This is a genomic window from Muriicola soli, assembly GCF_004139715.1.
GTDB lineage: Bacteria > Bacteroidota > Bacteroidia > Flavobacteriales > Flavobacteriaceae > Muriicola > Muriicola soli.
The window spans coordinates 426052-439646 of the sequence record NZ_CP035544.1 but is presented as its reverse complement, the minus strand read 5'-3'; the positions used below and the strand labels follow the sequence as shown (position 1 = coordinate 439646).

At 42.1% G+C, this 13595-nt stretch carries 15 protein-coding genes; 2 read left to right on the top strand and 13 right to left on the bottom strand.

The window, feature by feature from the left end:
• Positions 1–8: 8 nt before the first annotated feature.
• The 8 genes from EQY75_RS01925 to rsgA form a co-directional block, all read right to left on the bottom strand.
• Positions 9–572 carry an RNA polymerase sigma factor gene (locus tag EQY75_RS01925; RefSeq protein WP_129602376.1) on the bottom strand — a complete coding sequence of 188 codons (564 nt, stop codon included), beginning with the start codon at positions 570–572 and terminating at the stop codon, positions 9–11.
• Positions 573–670: 98 nt separating this feature from the next.
• Entirely contained in the window at positions 671–1648 is a 978-nt protein-coding gene (locus EQY75_RS01920) for a polyprenyl synthetase family protein (protein ID WP_129602374.1), read from the bottom strand.
• Positions 1649–1770: 122 nt separating this feature from the next.
• Positions 1771–2814, bottom strand: coding sequence for a dual-specificity RNA methyltransferase RlmN (rlmN, locus tag EQY75_RS01915; RefSeq protein WP_129602372.1), 1044 nt, complete (start codon positions 2812–2814; stop codon positions 1771–1773).
• 69 nt (positions 2815–2883) lie between these two features.
• On the bottom strand, positions 2884–3933 hold the full coding sequence (queA, locus tag EQY75_RS01910; protein WP_129602370.1) for a tRNA preQ1(34) S-adenosylmethionine ribosyltransferase-isomerase QueA: 1050 nt from the start codon (positions 3931–3933) through the stop codon (positions 2884–2886).
• A gap of 147 nt (positions 3934–4080) precedes the next feature.
• Positions 4081–5334: a 3-phosphoshikimate 1-carboxyvinyltransferase gene (locus EQY75_RS01905; protein WP_246019947.1), complete on the bottom strand. Its 1254-nt coding sequence runs from the start codon at positions 5332–5334 to the stop codon at positions 4081–4083.
• Positions 5335–5400: 66 nt separating this feature from the next.
• The gene (locus EQY75_RS01900) at positions 5401–5727 is read right to left on the bottom strand and encodes a nucleotide pyrophosphohydrolase (RefSeq protein WP_129602366.1); all 327 of its coding nucleotides are present in this window, start codon (positions 5725–5727) and stop codon (positions 5401–5403) included.
• Positions 5724–6179: a D-aminoacyl-tRNA deacylase gene (dtd, locus tag EQY75_RS01895; RefSeq protein WP_129602364.1), complete on the bottom strand. Its 456-nt coding sequence runs from the start codon at positions 6177–6179 to the stop codon at positions 5724–5726. Before dtd ends, EQY75_RS01900 begins: the two co-directional genes overlap by 4 nt.
• A 31-nt stretch (positions 6180–6210) precedes the next feature.
• Positions 6211–7158 carry a ribosome small subunit-dependent GTPase A gene (gene rsgA, locus EQY75_RS01890; protein ID WP_129602363.1) on the bottom strand — a complete coding sequence of 316 codons (948 nt, stop codon included), beginning with the start codon at positions 7156–7158 and terminating at the stop codon, positions 6211–6213.
• 96 nt (positions 7159–7254) lie between these two features.
• On the opposite strand from rsgA, the gene EQY75_RS01885 reads away from it, so the two are divergent.
• Together EQY75_RS01885 and EQY75_RS01880 are read left to right on the top strand one after the other, a co-directional pair.
• Positions 7255–7695: a hypothetical protein gene (locus tag EQY75_RS01885; RefSeq protein WP_129602361.1), complete on the top strand. Its 441-nt coding sequence runs from the start codon at positions 7255–7257 to the stop codon at positions 7693–7695.
• Positions 7696–7815: 120 nt separating this feature from the next.
• On the top strand, positions 7816–8628 hold the full coding sequence (locus tag EQY75_RS01880; protein WP_129602359.1) for a hypothetical protein: 813 nt from the start codon (positions 7816–7818) through the stop codon (positions 8626–8628).
• A 63-nt stretch (positions 8629–8691) separates the two neighbouring features.
• Here the strand turns inward: EQY75_RS01880 and EQY75_RS01875 are convergent, their stop codons facing one another.
• The 5 genes from EQY75_RS01875 to EQY75_RS01855 form a co-directional block, all read right to left on the bottom strand.
• Positions 8692–9366, bottom strand: a complete 675-nt coding sequence (locus EQY75_RS01875; RefSeq protein ID WP_129602357.1) for a head GIN domain-containing protein — start codon at positions 9364–9366, stop codon at positions 8692–8694.
• 68 nt (positions 9367–9434) lie between these two features.
• On the bottom strand, positions 9435–10517 hold the full coding sequence (locus EQY75_RS01870; RefSeq protein WP_129602355.1) for a bifunctional 3-deoxy-7-phosphoheptulonate synthase/chorismate mutase type II: 1083 nt from the start codon (positions 10515–10517) through the stop codon (positions 9435–9437).
• A gap of 7 nt (positions 10518–10524) precedes the next feature.
• Positions 10525–11385, bottom strand: coding sequence for a prephenate dehydrogenase (locus EQY75_RS01865; protein ID WP_129602353.1), 861 nt, complete (start codon positions 11383–11385; stop codon positions 10525–10527).
• Positions 11386–11387: 2 nt separating this feature from the next.
• Positions 11388–12539, bottom strand: coding sequence for a pyridoxal phosphate-dependent aminotransferase (locus EQY75_RS01860; RefSeq protein ID WP_129602351.1), 1152 nt, complete (start codon positions 12537–12539; stop codon positions 11388–11390).
• On the bottom strand, positions 12536–13363 hold the full coding sequence (locus tag EQY75_RS01855; RefSeq protein WP_129602349.1) for a prephenate dehydratase: 828 nt from the start codon (positions 13361–13363) through the stop codon (positions 12536–12538). The genes EQY75_RS01860 and EQY75_RS01855 overlap by 4 nt, the downstream gene beginning before the upstream one ends.
• Positions 13364–13595: the final 232 nt, after the last annotated feature.

Sequence of the window (13595 nt, the reverse complement as noted above, 5' to 3'; positions counted from 1 at the left end):
TTTTTTAATTACGATTGTGTCTTCTTCCTGATTTCCAAACTGCTGATTCGCTGTTGTAAAAATTGTCTGGCTTTAAATAACTGCGATTTTGATGTACTTTCGGAAATCTGCAAAAGTTCAGCAATTTCCCTATGCTTAAAGCCTTCCACAGCATACAAGACAAACACCGTCTTATAGCCATCTGGCAGGGAGTCAATCAGCTTCTGAACCTCTTCTACCTGCAATTGAGATTCGTTATAAAGAACTGATTCAGTATGCGTTTCCATTTTCTCAGAATCGTAAACTACAAACTGATTTTTCCGCAGATAGGTAATTGCCTCTCGAACCATTATTCTTCTTATCCAGCCCTCAAAACTTCCCTCGTGCCGGAAGGAATTCAAATTATTAAAGACTTTTACAAAACCACCGATCATCACATCCTCGGCGAAATGAAGATCTTTGATATATTGCCTGCACACAGAGAGCATTTTAGGGGAATACTTTTCGTAAATCATACGCTGTGCATTCCGGTTTCCCCTCACTGCTTTTCTAAGGGTGGCCTTTTCGTTCTCGTACAATGAAATAATCTTCATGTAGTGTGTCCTTCTATTCCTATAGACGATTTATACATCAAAAACGTTGCCTGGGTGTAAAAAAAATTAAGAATTTTTCTTTGTAGAGCCTTCTTAGCTTACTTTTTGCGATCAACCACATAGTTGACCATCAGCTGCAAGGCCTCTTTGTATGGCGAGTTGGGATATGCATCGAGCAATTGAAGAGCCTCTTCCTGGTAGGCGTGCATTTTGGATTCGGCGTACTCCAAGCCACCCTTATCCTTCACAAATTCAATTACTTCTTTTACACGCCTTTTATCCTTGTTGTGATTTTTTACCGAATTGATAAGCCAGCGTTTTTCCTTTTCAGTTGAATTGTTAAGGGCATAAATGAGGGGAAGGGTCATTTTCTGTTCCTTGATGTCAATACCTGTAGGCTTGCCAATTTTTGTTTCTCCATAGTCGAAGAGATCATCCTTTATCTGAAAAGCCATCCCGCACAATTCCCCAAACTTGCGGAAGGTTTCAACATGGGGTGAGTCGGGTTTTACGGAGCAGGCCCCAAGGCTGCAACAGGCGGCAATTAGTGTCGCTGTTTTTTGCCTGATGATATCGTAATAGACTGCTTCGTCGATATCAAGACGTCTGGCTTTTTCCAATTGAAGTAATTCTCCTTCGCTGATCTCCCTGATCGCCACCGAAATGATCCTGAGCAAATCAAAATCCCCGTGCTCCACCGATAGCAGCATCCCTTTAGACAATAAATAATCTCCAACCAGTACCGCAATTTTATTTTTCCACAAGGCATTGATGGAAAAAAATCCCCTTCTCTTATAACTTTCATCCACTACGTCGTCGTGAACCAGGGAAGCCGTATGGATAAGTTCGATGACAGACGCACCTCTGTAAGTGCGTTCATTCACCTCGCCGTTATTGACCATTTTTGCAGTCAGAAAAACAAACATAGGTCGCATTTGTTTTCCTTTTCTATTGACGATATAATAAGTGATTCGGTTTAAAAGCGCCACCTTTGAAGACATAGAATCAAAGAACTTTTGTTCAAAAAGTTCCATTTCCCCGCTTACGGGCTCCTTTATTTGGGATACAATTTTCAATTCCGGAAGATTGTTTGCTGATCGTTGTGAGGGTTAAAATTAGGTAAAAAATTACCAGGCTTGGCCCTGTGCTCAGATTTATTGGCCTAAGGAATGTCTCAGGTCGATTTTGGCAATGTCCATTATGATTTATTGGCTAACTGGCCACATGCTGCATCAATATCTTTCCCACGAGAACGCCTTACGGTAACCGTAATTCCTTCCGCTTCCAAGGCCTGAACATACATGTCAATTGCTGCATCCCCGGCTTGTTTAAAATCCCCGTCATCTATAGGGTTGTACTCAATGAGATTCACTTTGGCCGGGGCGAACCTGCAAAACTTCACAAGGGCATCCACGTCTTTTTGTTGGTCGTTGATCCCTTCCCATACCACGTATTCATAGGTAATCCTGCTCTTTGTCTTTGCATACCAGTATTCGAGAGATTCCCTGAGATCAGTAAGAGTGAAGGTGGCATTAAAGGGCATTATGGAAGTTCGTATGTCTTCAATGGCCGAGTGAAGTGATACAGCAAGTTTAAATTTCACCCCTTCATCTGCCATTTTACGGATCATTTTCGGAACTCCCGAGGTTGAAACCGTGATTCGCTTAGGAGACATCCCCAATCCTTCGTCACCGGTGATTTTATCTATGGCCTTGAGAACATTTTTATAATTCATAAGGGGTTCTCCCATCCCCATAAAAACAATATTGCTCAGGGGGCGGTTGTGGTATAGTCTGCTTTGCCTGTCAATGGCAACTACCTGATCATAGATTTCATCCGGATTCAGGTTTCGCATTCTCTTTAAACGGGAAGTGGCACAAAACTTACAATCGAGGCTGCAGCCCACCTGACTGGAAACACAGGCGGTTGTTCTCTTTGAAGTAGGAATTAAAACAGATTCTACGGTCAATCCATCGTGTAGTCGGACGGCATTCTTGATAGTGCCATCCTTACTTCGCTGCATGTGATCTACCTCAATATGGTTGATGACATACTGTTCCTCCAGCATGGCCCGGATTTCTTTGGAGAGATTAGTCATGTCCTCAAAAGAATGAGCTCCCTTTTTCCACAGCCATTCATAGATCTGATCTCCACGGTAGGCCTGGTCTCCCCTTTCCAAGAAGAAAGACCTCAACTCTTCTCTTGATAAAGCTCTGATGTCTTTTTTCTGGATCGAATCCATCGTATAAATTTACAATTGCCTCTATTCTACCTCTTTGCTGTAGTTCAGGATCTCCCGGGTAAGTTTAGCCTAGATGATCAACATGGCATCTCCATAGGAGTAAAAGCGGTAGCCTTCGAGTATAGCTTCCTTGTAGGCGCGTTTCATAAGATCGTGACCCATAAAGGCCGAAACCATCATCAACAAGGTGGATTTTGGCAAGTGGAAATTCGTGACCATCGCGTTGGCTATACTAAATTCGTACGGAGGGAAAATAAATTTGTTTGTCCATCCGTCAAAGGTGTTCAGCATATAGTCTGATGAAACGGCACTCTCCAAACCTCTCATAGCAGTGGTCCCCACGGCACATATCCTTCTCTTATTATTCTTAGCCGTATTCACGATTTCCGTAGCCCGTTCGTCAATGACCAGCTCTTCACTGTCCATTTTATGCTTGGATAGATCTTCTACTTCTACCGGATTGAAAGTTCCCAATCCTACATGCAGCGTAAGTTCCGCATATTTGATCCCCTTTATTTCAAGCCGCTTTAACAGGTGTTTTGAAAAATGCAGCCCGGCAGTAGGAGCTGCAACAGCACCTTCGTGTTTTGCATAAATGGTCTGGTAACGGGTTTCATCTTCAGGTTCCACATCCCTCTTGATGTATTTAGGTAAAGGTGTCTCCCCTAATTCCCGTAATTTTCTTCTAAAATCAATGTAGGCACCGTCGTAAAGGAATCTCAGCGTACGCCCACGGGAAGTGGTATTGTCTATTACCTCGGCGACCAGACTTTCATCTTCTCCAAAATAGAGCTTATTACCAATTCGAATTTTACGAGCGGGATCAACGAGTACGTCCCAAAGTCGTTGTTCTTCGTTGAGTTCACGCAATAAAAACACCTCAATCCTAGCTCCGGTTTTCTCCTTATTCCCAAATAAGCGGGCCGGAAATACTTTGGTATTGTTTAGCACCATCACATCGTCTTCCTTAAAGTAGTCGATAAGATCTTTAAACATTTTGTGTTCGATCTTTCCTGTTTCCCGGTGGACGACCATCAGTTTGGATTCATCCCTGTGCTCTGCAGGATACTCTGCTAATAACTCTTTTGGAAGCTCAAAATTAAAATGTGATAATTTCATAGAAGAATATTTTGTCTCATGTGTTATCCTGGATTCTGCCGGAATCTTTGCTGTAAACTAACCGGAAGAACCTTATTTCAGGAAATAATTAAAAGCTGCAAATATACGACCTGCCAACAGGCCTTGTCAAGTAAATGGGTGATTAAATCAATGGTCTGTTTGACTAATCTGAAAATTAAGTTGCTCCAGGTCACGCCAGAAGTCGGGATACGACTTAGACACCACCTCTGCCTCCTCGATATACAAATTTGTCTTTAGTGCCAGAGGAGCAAATGCCATAGCCATTCGGTGGTCTTTGTAAGTAGCGATAGATACGTCTTTTTCAATGTGATCAACAGGGGTCATTTCGAGGTGGTGATCAGAAACCTCAATGCGGGCTCCCAATTTTGTAAGTTCTATTTTCAGGGCTTCCAATCGGTCTGTTTCTTTAATCTTCAGGGTGTGAAGTCCTGTGATACGACAACCTATTTGCAATCCAAAACAATTTACAGCAATGGTCTGTGCGATATCAGGGGCATCGGCCAGATGGAAATTAAACACTACATCTTTATCCTCACCCGGCTTTCCAGGATGGGCGTTTTTAATCAGATGCAAGGTACTCCCCTCTATCCTTGTCTCCACACCAAAATGGCGGTAAATATCGGCCAGCACCCGATCGCCCTGTAAACTTTTATCCTTATACGAAGTGAGCTCAAGATGGGTTCCTATCTCGCTAAAGGCCGCTATACTATAAAAGTAAGAGGCTGAACTCCAATCCGACTCAACCCTTATGCTTCTTGCTGAGATGGTGTCTGTTGGACCAACTTTGATTTTGTTGCCTGAGAATGAACTCTTGATTCCCATTTCATTTAAAAGGGAGAGCGTCATTTTAATGTAGGGTACCGAAGTAATTTCTCCTAGTAATTCAAGTTCCAAACCTTTTTGTGTACCTGGAGCAACCAGTAGCAAGGCTGAAATATACTGACTGCTGATGTTGGCCGGTAAACTAACTTTGGATCTCTCTAATTTTTTTCCCCTGATTCGCAGAGGGGGATACCCTTCAGTTTTCAGGTATTCAATATCTGCGCCTAATTGTCGTAGCGCATCAACCAGTACCTTTATCGGTCGCTCCTGCATCCTCGATGAACCTGTTAAAGTGACATCCGCACTTTCTTTGGTGGCGAAGTATGCAGTAAGAAATCTCATGGCAGTACCCGCATGGTGAATATCCACGGTTCCTGAGGTAACCTTCAGGCCTTCCATCATGACCTTTACGTCATCGGCATTAGATAAATTTTCTATTTTGAGATTGGGATATAATGCCTGAAGAAGTAATAATCTGTTCGACTCGCTTTTTGAGCCGGTGATATTAATTCTGGCTTTCTTAATTGGAGTGGGCGGGCCTGAAAGATAAAGTGTCAATGGGGTGAAGTTTTGAATTTTCCTTGATTTACCCGCCATACGATGATGGAAGGTTCAAAGATACGCTTATTTGAGTTTTTTATTGTCCTGGTGACGCTGGTGATCACGCTTCGCCTTTAGATCTAGTTTTCGGTCAAAGGCTTCCTGGAGATTAATTCCGGTTTGATTTGCGAGACAGAGTACAACAAAGAGTACATCAGCCAACTCCTCCCCCAGATCCTTATCCTTATCGGAGGGCTTTTCACTTTGCTCCCCGTACCTGCGTGCTATGATCCTAGCAACTTCTCCTACTTCCTCAGTTAACTGAGCCATGTTGGTGAGTTCGTTAAAGTATCGTACTCCGTGATCTTTTATCCACTGATCTACTGCTAATTGTGCATGGCTGATGTTCATAGGTCTTTTATTTTTGTGTCGATGACGATAGTCACCGGACCATCATTTAAAAAGGCAACTTTCATGTCAGCCCCGAATATTCCTGTTCCCACTTTTTTACCGAGGTCTAACTCCAGTTGTTCTACAAATTCTTCGTACAAGGGTATAGCCACCTTTGGTTTTGAAGCCCGGATATATGATGGTCTGTTCCCTTTTTTGGTATTTGCATGTAAGGTAAACTGACTAACCACTACGGCATCGCCATCCACCTCTTTAAGGGAGAGATTCATCACCCCTTCCTTATCGTTGAAGATACGCAAATTGGTAATTTTATTTGAAAGCCATAGGATGTCGTCCTGTGAATCGGCATCCTCAATCCCCAAAAGGATAAGCAGTCCTTGTTCGATTTCAGCTATTCTCTTCTCTTCAACCGTAACGTTTGCCCAGGCCACCCTTTGAACAACTGCTCTCATTCTTTAAGCCGGAATTAAAATTAGTAAACGCTTATTCATCAAAATCATCAAAGCGATAAGTATCCTCTTCCCCGCTAACCATTTGCAGATAACTTTTATACCTGCTCCAGGAAACCTCATCATATTCAAGGGCTTCTTTTACAGCGCATTGGGGCTCATCTACATGAAGACAATTGTTGAATTTGCAGTCTTGTTTTAAAGCAAAAAATTCAGGAAAATAATCTCCAATTTCTTCTTTCTCCATATCTACAAGGCCAAAGCCTTTTATCCCCGGGGTATCAATTATACGAGCATTAAAACTCAGATCGTACATCTCTGCGAAAGTAGTGGTGTGCTGCCCCTGTAAATGCTGTTCAGAAATCTCAGCGGTTTTCAGTTCCAAGGAAGGTTCTATGGCATTGATCAGGGTAGATTTACCCACTCCTGAATGCCCGGAGAACATACTGGTCTTCCCCACCATCATCTCTTTAACTTGCTCAACATTCTTACCTTCCTTAGCTGAAATGCCGAGACAGGTATATCCTATTTTTCGGTATAGAGCAGCCAGGTACCTCACCTCATCCAGCTCTTCTTCTTTATAAGAATCAATCTTGTTAAAGAGCAAAACCGTTTTTATGTCATAGGCCTCAGATGTTGCGAGAAATCGGTCTATAAAAATGGTATAGGTCTTCGGATTATTAAGTGTGATCATTAGAAAAACCTGGTCGATGTTCGCTGCGATGATATGAGTTTGCTTGGATAGCTTAACGGATTTCCTTATGATGTAATTTATCCTTTCCTCAATATCGTGGATAACCCCGAAAGTAGTATCCCCGGTTTGTTCCAAGTCGAAATTAACCACATCACCAACTGCAACAGGATTGGTACTTTTTATACCCTTGATCCTGAAACGGCCTTTTATACGGCAGTCGTACACCTCCCCCTCAGCGGTTTTCACAGTGTACCAACTCCCTGTAGATTTATAAACAGTTCCCTTCATTCTTGTTCATATCTCAATGCAAAGAAACGATAAACCAATGAGACATTGAAGTATCTTTAAGGAGGTCTATTTATTAACCATAATTGTTCTAAAATCATGAGAAATACCATTTTGTTACTACTTTGTTTTGGCTTTGCCGGAGTTGCCCTGCAAGCCCAGGAATACCGAGTTATCACCAGCGTTGAGTCTATTGTCCCAAGTGGTCTTGGGAGATCCAGAATCATAAATTCTATGGAAGAGAAAGATTACCAGGAATACACCAGTGAACAAACGGAAGAAGACAATACCAGAAACAAATCGAGTCGAAAAGATATCAGAGTTAAGAATTTTGAAGAAACAAAACTTCTGAACTTTTTCAATATGGGAGGTATTCGATTTCAAAATATCGCCGCCAACGATACAATGATTACTTCTATGATCAATGCCATGGTATCTGATGGATGGGAATTGGCTTTTGTCAGCAGTGCTGTGGAAAGTGATAGCGGAAAAGGTGACGGACAGGGAATATTCATCACCCGATACATCTTTAAGAAATAGAGAATTGTACCTTATTATTCGTCAACCAATTTCTAACCTAAATTGTAAAAAAATTAGTAAAAATTCCGTAAATTATATCCGCTTCTTTTTAAAGAATGATAAATAACCAAAAACCACGGGATGAAAAATCTAAAACTACTGTTTCTGAGCTGCTGCCTCTCCTTTAGTATGCAATCTTTTGCTCAGGAAACTATTACTAATGAATCTGTAATACAGATGGTTGAATTGGGATTCGATGATTTTATGATCATTGATAAAATCAACAATTCTGATGTAAAATTTGACGCTTCAATCTCAGCTTTGAGTAAGATGAAGGATGCGGGGGTTTCCTCTGAAGTGCTTTCACTTATCATGGCTAAGTCAAGGCAAAACACAAAGTCAAAGACAGGAATTTATTACGCTAATTCAAAAGGTGAGCAGGAACTCATACAACCCAGTGTATTTTCTGGATCTAATTCTAATGCTGCTGCTCAAAGATTGGTCTCCGGGCTGATCAATTCTAAGGAGAAGGCCCAGTTGCCCGGTATTCATTCTAATAATGTCCTCACGACGAGTTCACCTGAATTTACCTTTATCTTCGATCCGAGTACCGGTGAAGTAGATAATTTGCAGAACAGTCAGGGCGGAGATACAGGGATCTTTAACTGGTGGTTCCGAACCGCCAGCAGTCCCAACGAATTCGTTCTCGTTAAACTAACCGTAAAGGAGCGTAAAAACTTGCGTGAAATCATTACAGGAAAGAACAGTTGGATTTCTAGTAGTAGCGGAATTGACCCCAAATACGCTTTAAACTTCAATATTGAGGCCGTGGAAGGGAACAAATTTATTGTTACCCCTGATGCATTGGAGCCCGGTGAGTATTGTTTTATCTATCAGGGAGCCGTACCACAGGGAAGGGATAATCAATCTGTATTTGACTTTTCAATTCAGTAGAATATTGCTAAAAAAATAAAAGCCCTGGAAGAACCAGGGCTTTTTTATTGCCTTTAAAATCTTTTAATCTCTGATATAGATTCGTCCTCCGGCTACAGTATTTTTGTTGACATTTTTTGGATTGCCATAAACGTAGACGTCTCCTCCCGCCGTAACGTTGATGTCTACATCCTCCGTAGCGCTAAGGGAGGCCTCACCACCGGCACGAATCTTTACAGAAGAATTGGAGGTCTTGAGTTCCCGACCTTCAAAAATCCCTCCTGTTGTAATAACAATAAATTGATTTGTTGCGAGTCCTGAGGCTTCTACTATGCCCCCGGTTACCGCGCGCACATCAACATGATTAACCTCCAGGCCCACTGTTATCTGCGCACCTTCCTGAGCCTTTAAGGTAATCTTGTCTTTCTCTACCGTCTCATTGCAGACAATTTTAGCTCCCTCATTGCCGTCAATTATGTCTATATCCGTGTAGTAAACTTCAATTAAGGTGTCCTCTCCCTGAAATTTCCTTTCGAGTTGCATCCGTAACTTTAGGACGCCATCCTTGTTGACAAATTTGATATCATCTACGTGCTCACCCTTGATCAGGATGCGATTTTCGTTGGATTTGATCAGGTTTACCTCTATAAGATCGTAAACTTTGATCTCATTGAATTCGCCGACTTCCCTGTCGATAATTCGTTGAGCAAAACTCACAGTAGTGATAAGTAAAGAAGTAAGAAAAATAACTTTTTTCATAATTCAGATATTAGTGTTTTTCTAAAGACTCATCACTGTCTCCAATGTTACAGAATTGCTCTGTTTTTTTACGAATTAATGATCTTTTCCTGATGATTAATCGACTCCTGGTGAATAGCTTTAAACATTTTGAGGACGAATTCCTCGCTCAATCCTTTTGCTTCACCTTCCAGGATCATTTTACCTAAAATGGCGTTCCATCGGTTGGTTTGGAGAACGGCTACATTGCGTTGTTTTTTTAATAACCCGATTCCGTCCGAAACCTGCATTCTCTTTCCAAGAATATCTATGAGCTGGTTATCAATAATATCGATCTGTGCCCTTAAATTGTTCAGGTCGTTTTTGTATTCCGCTTCTTCGTCGGTTTCTTTTCTGATCTTCAGGTCTTCCATGATTTGTACGAGTCTTTTAGGGGTAACTTGCTGTGCCGCGTCGCTCCATGCTTTTTCAGGGTCGCAGTGCGTCTCGATCATCAGTCCATCAAAATTGAGATCCAGAGCCGTTTGGGAGACATCAAAAATCATGTCTCTTTTACCCGTGATATGTGAGGGGTCGTTGATCAGTGGCAGGTCAGGGAATCTGGTCTGTAACTCAATAGCCAACTGCCACTCAGGAATATTTCTGTACTTTGTTTTTTCATAGGTTGAAAATCCTCTGTGGATAACGCCCAACTTCTCGATATCTGCCGAATGAAGACGCTCCACAGCTCCAAGCCAGAGCGAAAGGTCCGGATTAACCGGATTCTTAACCAGCACAATCTTATCCGTTCCTTTAAGCGCATCTGCAATTTCCTGCACGATAAACGGACTCACCGTTGATCTGGCTCCAATCCACAAAAGGTCTACATCGTGTTCCAGGGCAAGTTCCACATGTGTTCTGTTGGCTACTTCGGTTGCAGTTTTTAAACCGGTTTCCTTTTTAACTTGCTGTAGCCACCTAAGACCAATAGCACCTACTCCTTCAAAGTTTCCGGGCCGTGTCCGCGGTTTCCATATCCCTGCCCGGTAAAAATTGACATCTGTATCCTTGAGGTCATGCGCAATTTGCAAGACCTGCTTCTCGGTTTCGGCACTACATGGGCCCGCTATCACTAAAGGGTGAGGGAGTGCCATTTCGTCTAACCAGCCTCTCAATTTTTTTGAATTCTCCATATTATCCTTAAATTTTATTCAGTGGTATTCCTTTTAATATCTCTTTTATTTTATTGGTATCCTCCATCTCCTGATAGATTCCTTCCATATCATTGTTCAGCAATTTGTCCTTAAAAGCCTGGAGGTTCTGTATGTATTCTTCCAGGGTTTCAATCACATTAAGTTTATTCTGCTCAAAAATAGGAGTCCACATATCAGGCGAACTTTTTGCCAGTCTAACGGTGCTTTCAAATCCACTTCCTGCCATGTCAAAGATGTCCCTTTCGTTCTTTTCTTTTTCTATTACGGTTTTACCCAGCATAAATGAACTGATGTGCGAGAGGTGACTTACGTAGGCAATATGCTTATCGTGAGCTTCAGGATTCATATACCTGATCCTCATCCCCATTTTCGCGAAGAGATCCAAAGCTTTTTCCTGTAATTTAAAAGCCGTCTTTTCAACTTCACAGATGATGTTGGTCTTGCCGTCGTATAGACCATCTATAGCTGCTGTAGGCCCCGAGAATTCAGTACCTGCAATAGGGTGACAAGCCAGGAAATTTCTTCTCTTCGCATGTCCGCTCACTGATGAACATATCAGTGATTTTGTTGAACCCGCATCGATAATAAGCCCGTCATCTTTAACTTTCCCGAGAAGGTCTGGCAGGGCATTTACTGCCGCATCAACAGGAATTGCCAGAAATATAATATCTGCCTCCTCTATCATAGAATCATCCCCGACATGATCAATAAGGTTGAGTTCCAGGGCCGTCTTGAGATGTTCCGGATTATGGTCAAAACCAAAAATCTCAGCATCGGGCAGGATCTTTTTCAGGTCCTTTGACATCGAACCTCCTATTAAGCCAATTCCTATAATTCCTATTTTCATTTCTAATTTTTAAATCGAGCTATGGCCTCTTTGATTTTTTCTGATTTAACGCAGAGGGAAAATCGAATATACCCTTCACCTTTACTCCCAAAAATAGTTCCGGGAGCAATAAAAATATCTTTCTCATAGAGAATGCGGTCTATAAACTCTTCAGAAGAAGCTGCTCCTTCAGGCAACTTGGCCCATACAAACATCCCGACTGCCTTATGATCGAAGGTGCAATTCAGTAGTGTTGCCAGCTCAAACATGTGCTTTCTTCTCGCCTGGTAAACCTCGTCAAGCGCTTCAAACCAGCTTCTACCGCTTTTTAATGCTGCTATCGCTCCTTTCTGAATGCCGTAAAACATCCCTGAATCCATATTGCTCTTTACCTTTAGGATGGCATTAATGTGATCGGCCTTTCCCAGAACCATCCCTACGCGCCATCCCGCCATATTAAATGTTTTACTCAGAGAGTTAAGTTCCAGAGCAACTTCCCTGGCACCCGGAATCTGAAGTATGCTCATAGGATTTGTTCCCAGCACGAAACTATAGGGGTTGTCATTGACCATCAGTATTTGATGTGTTTTGGCAAAATCGACTAATTCGCCCCATTGTTTTTCGTTTACGGTAGCACCCGTAGGCATGTGCGGGTAACTTACCCACATCAGCTTAACCCTGCTCAGATCTTCACTTGCCAGCTTTTTCAAGTCGGGAAACCATTGTTTTTCTTCACTCAAGGAATAGGTTCTGGGAGTCGCTCCGATGAGTTGGGTTACGGCCCTATATGTAGGATATCCCGGATCCGGGATCAATACTTCGTCTCCCGGATTGAGGAATGCCATACTTATATGCATGATTCCTTCCTTAGACCCCATTAATGGCAGTATTTCCGTGCCCGGATCGGCCTCAACCGCAAATTTCTCCAAATAGAAATCAGAAATGGCCTGTCTTAGCTCAGGTAAGCCCTGATAACTCTGATACTGATGCGCTCCGTTTTCAGAAATCGCTTCCTTTAAGGTGCTGAGAACCTCCGGAGAAGGAGAAAGATCAGGACTGCCTATACCCATATTAATAATAGGTCTTCCTTCAGCCATCAGGCCACGCACTTCTTTAAGTTTTCTTGAGAAGTAATATTCTTCAACCGACTTGAGTCTGTCTGCCGTAGTGATCATATCCGTGTGTTTTTATATTCGCCCAACACCTTGAAATCTTCGGACATGATTTGTAAAAGCGACTTCGATTTTGCGAAGTGGTTGTAATCGTCAAAAGTGACATCAACGAAAAAGGCGTATTTCCAGGGCGTTTCAATTATAGGTAAACTCTGGATCTTGGTAAGGTTTAAATTACAATCGCTCATCACGTTGAGAACCGTTGCAAGGCTACCCCTTTTGTGGTCTGTAATAAACCGCAATGACGCCTTATTGATTTCTTCTTTTGGCAATTCCTTATTCACCGTTTTTACGATGATAAATCGGGTTGCATTGTTTTTTATGGTCTGGATTTCAGGGGAAATAATTTCCAGATCGTACATTTCAGCAGCCATTTCCGGAGCAATTGCAGCAATTCCGGACAATTTTTCTTCCCGTATGCGGAAAGCTGTCTCGGCAGTATCTACATCTTCTACCATTTTAATATGGGATTGTGTTTTCAGGTATTCCCTGCACTGCAAGAGTGCCATGGGGTGCGATCTCACTTCCCGAATATCGGCAATGGTCTGTCCTCTGAGTCCCATCAGATGGTGATGGATATTGAGGTAATGCTCCCCGATAATGTGCAAATTATTTTCATACACTAAAGCGTAATTTGGAATAATTGAACCTGCTATGGAATTCTCTATAGCCATCACCCCCTTGTCTGCCTTTCCTTCCAGGAGCTGGTCTACCAGGCTATGGAAAGAGAGACACTCAACAAGTTCAATTTCGTCACCAAAGTATTCCCTGGCCACCTGATGGTGGTTTGAGCCCTTGATACCCTGAATTGCAATTCGTTTTCTCACCTTTTTGTTCAAAAAAAAAGCCCCGGTTTTAACGGGACTTGCTTTTATATGGTTTAACACTAATCTACAACAGTCCCTTGCCTCTTTGAAAAAAGAAGTAAAAATAGAAACCGTTCCAGAAGTTGTTATGCATGATTTTCTTATAAAACTGAGGCTAAGGTAATTATTAAAATGAAAAATAGACCCTTTAGTGTTTATTTTTTTTGATGTCTGCAATATTCGTTTTAAAACT

Bases quoted from the DNA above. Each gene is read 5' to 3' on its own strand.
- EQY75_RS01925 (WP_129602376.1), bottom strand. From the start codon at position 572: ATGAAGATTATTTCATTGTACGAGAACGAAAAGGCCACCCTTAGAAAA.
- rlmN (WP_129602372.1), bottom strand. From the start codon at position 2,814: ATGGATTCGATCCAGAAAAAAGACATCAGAGCTTTATCAAGAGAAGAG.
- queA (WP_129602370.1), bottom strand. From the start codon at position 3,933: ATGAAATTATCACATTTTAATTTTGAGCTTCCAAAAGAGTTATTAGCA.
- EQY75_RS01900 (WP_129602366.1), bottom strand. From the start codon at position 5,727: ATGAACATCAGCCATGCACAATTAGCAGTAGATCAGTGGATAAAAGAT.
- dtd (WP_129602364.1), bottom strand. From the start codon at position 6,179: ATGAGAGCAGTTGTTCAAAGGGTGGCCTGGGCAAACGTTACGGTTGAA.
- rsgA (WP_129602363.1), bottom strand. From the start codon at position 7,158: ATGAAGGGAACTGTTTATAAATCTACAGGGAGTTGGTACACTGTGAAA.
- EQY75_RS01885 (WP_129602361.1), top strand. From the start codon at position 7,255: ATGAGAAATACCATTTTGTTACTACTTTGTTTTGGCTTTGCCGGAGTT.
- EQY75_RS01880 (WP_129602359.1), top strand. From the start codon at position 7,816: ATGAAAAATCTAAAACTACTGTTTCTGAGCTGCTGCCTCTCCTTTAGT.
- EQY75_RS01875 (WP_129602357.1), bottom strand. From the start codon at position 9,366: ATGAAAAAAGTTATTTTTCTTACTTCTTTACTTATCACTACTGTGAGT.
- EQY75_RS01870 (WP_129602355.1), bottom strand. From the start codon at position 10,517: ATGGAGAATTCAAAAAAATTGAGAGGCTGGTTAGACGAAATGGCACTC.
- EQY75_RS01865 (WP_129602353.1), bottom strand. From the start codon at position 11,385: ATGAAAATAGGAATTATAGGAATTGGCTTAATAGGAGGTTCGATGTCA.
- EQY75_RS01860 (WP_129602351.1), bottom strand. From the start codon at position 12,539: ATGATCACTACGGCAGACAGACTCAAGTCGGTTGAAGAATATTACTTC.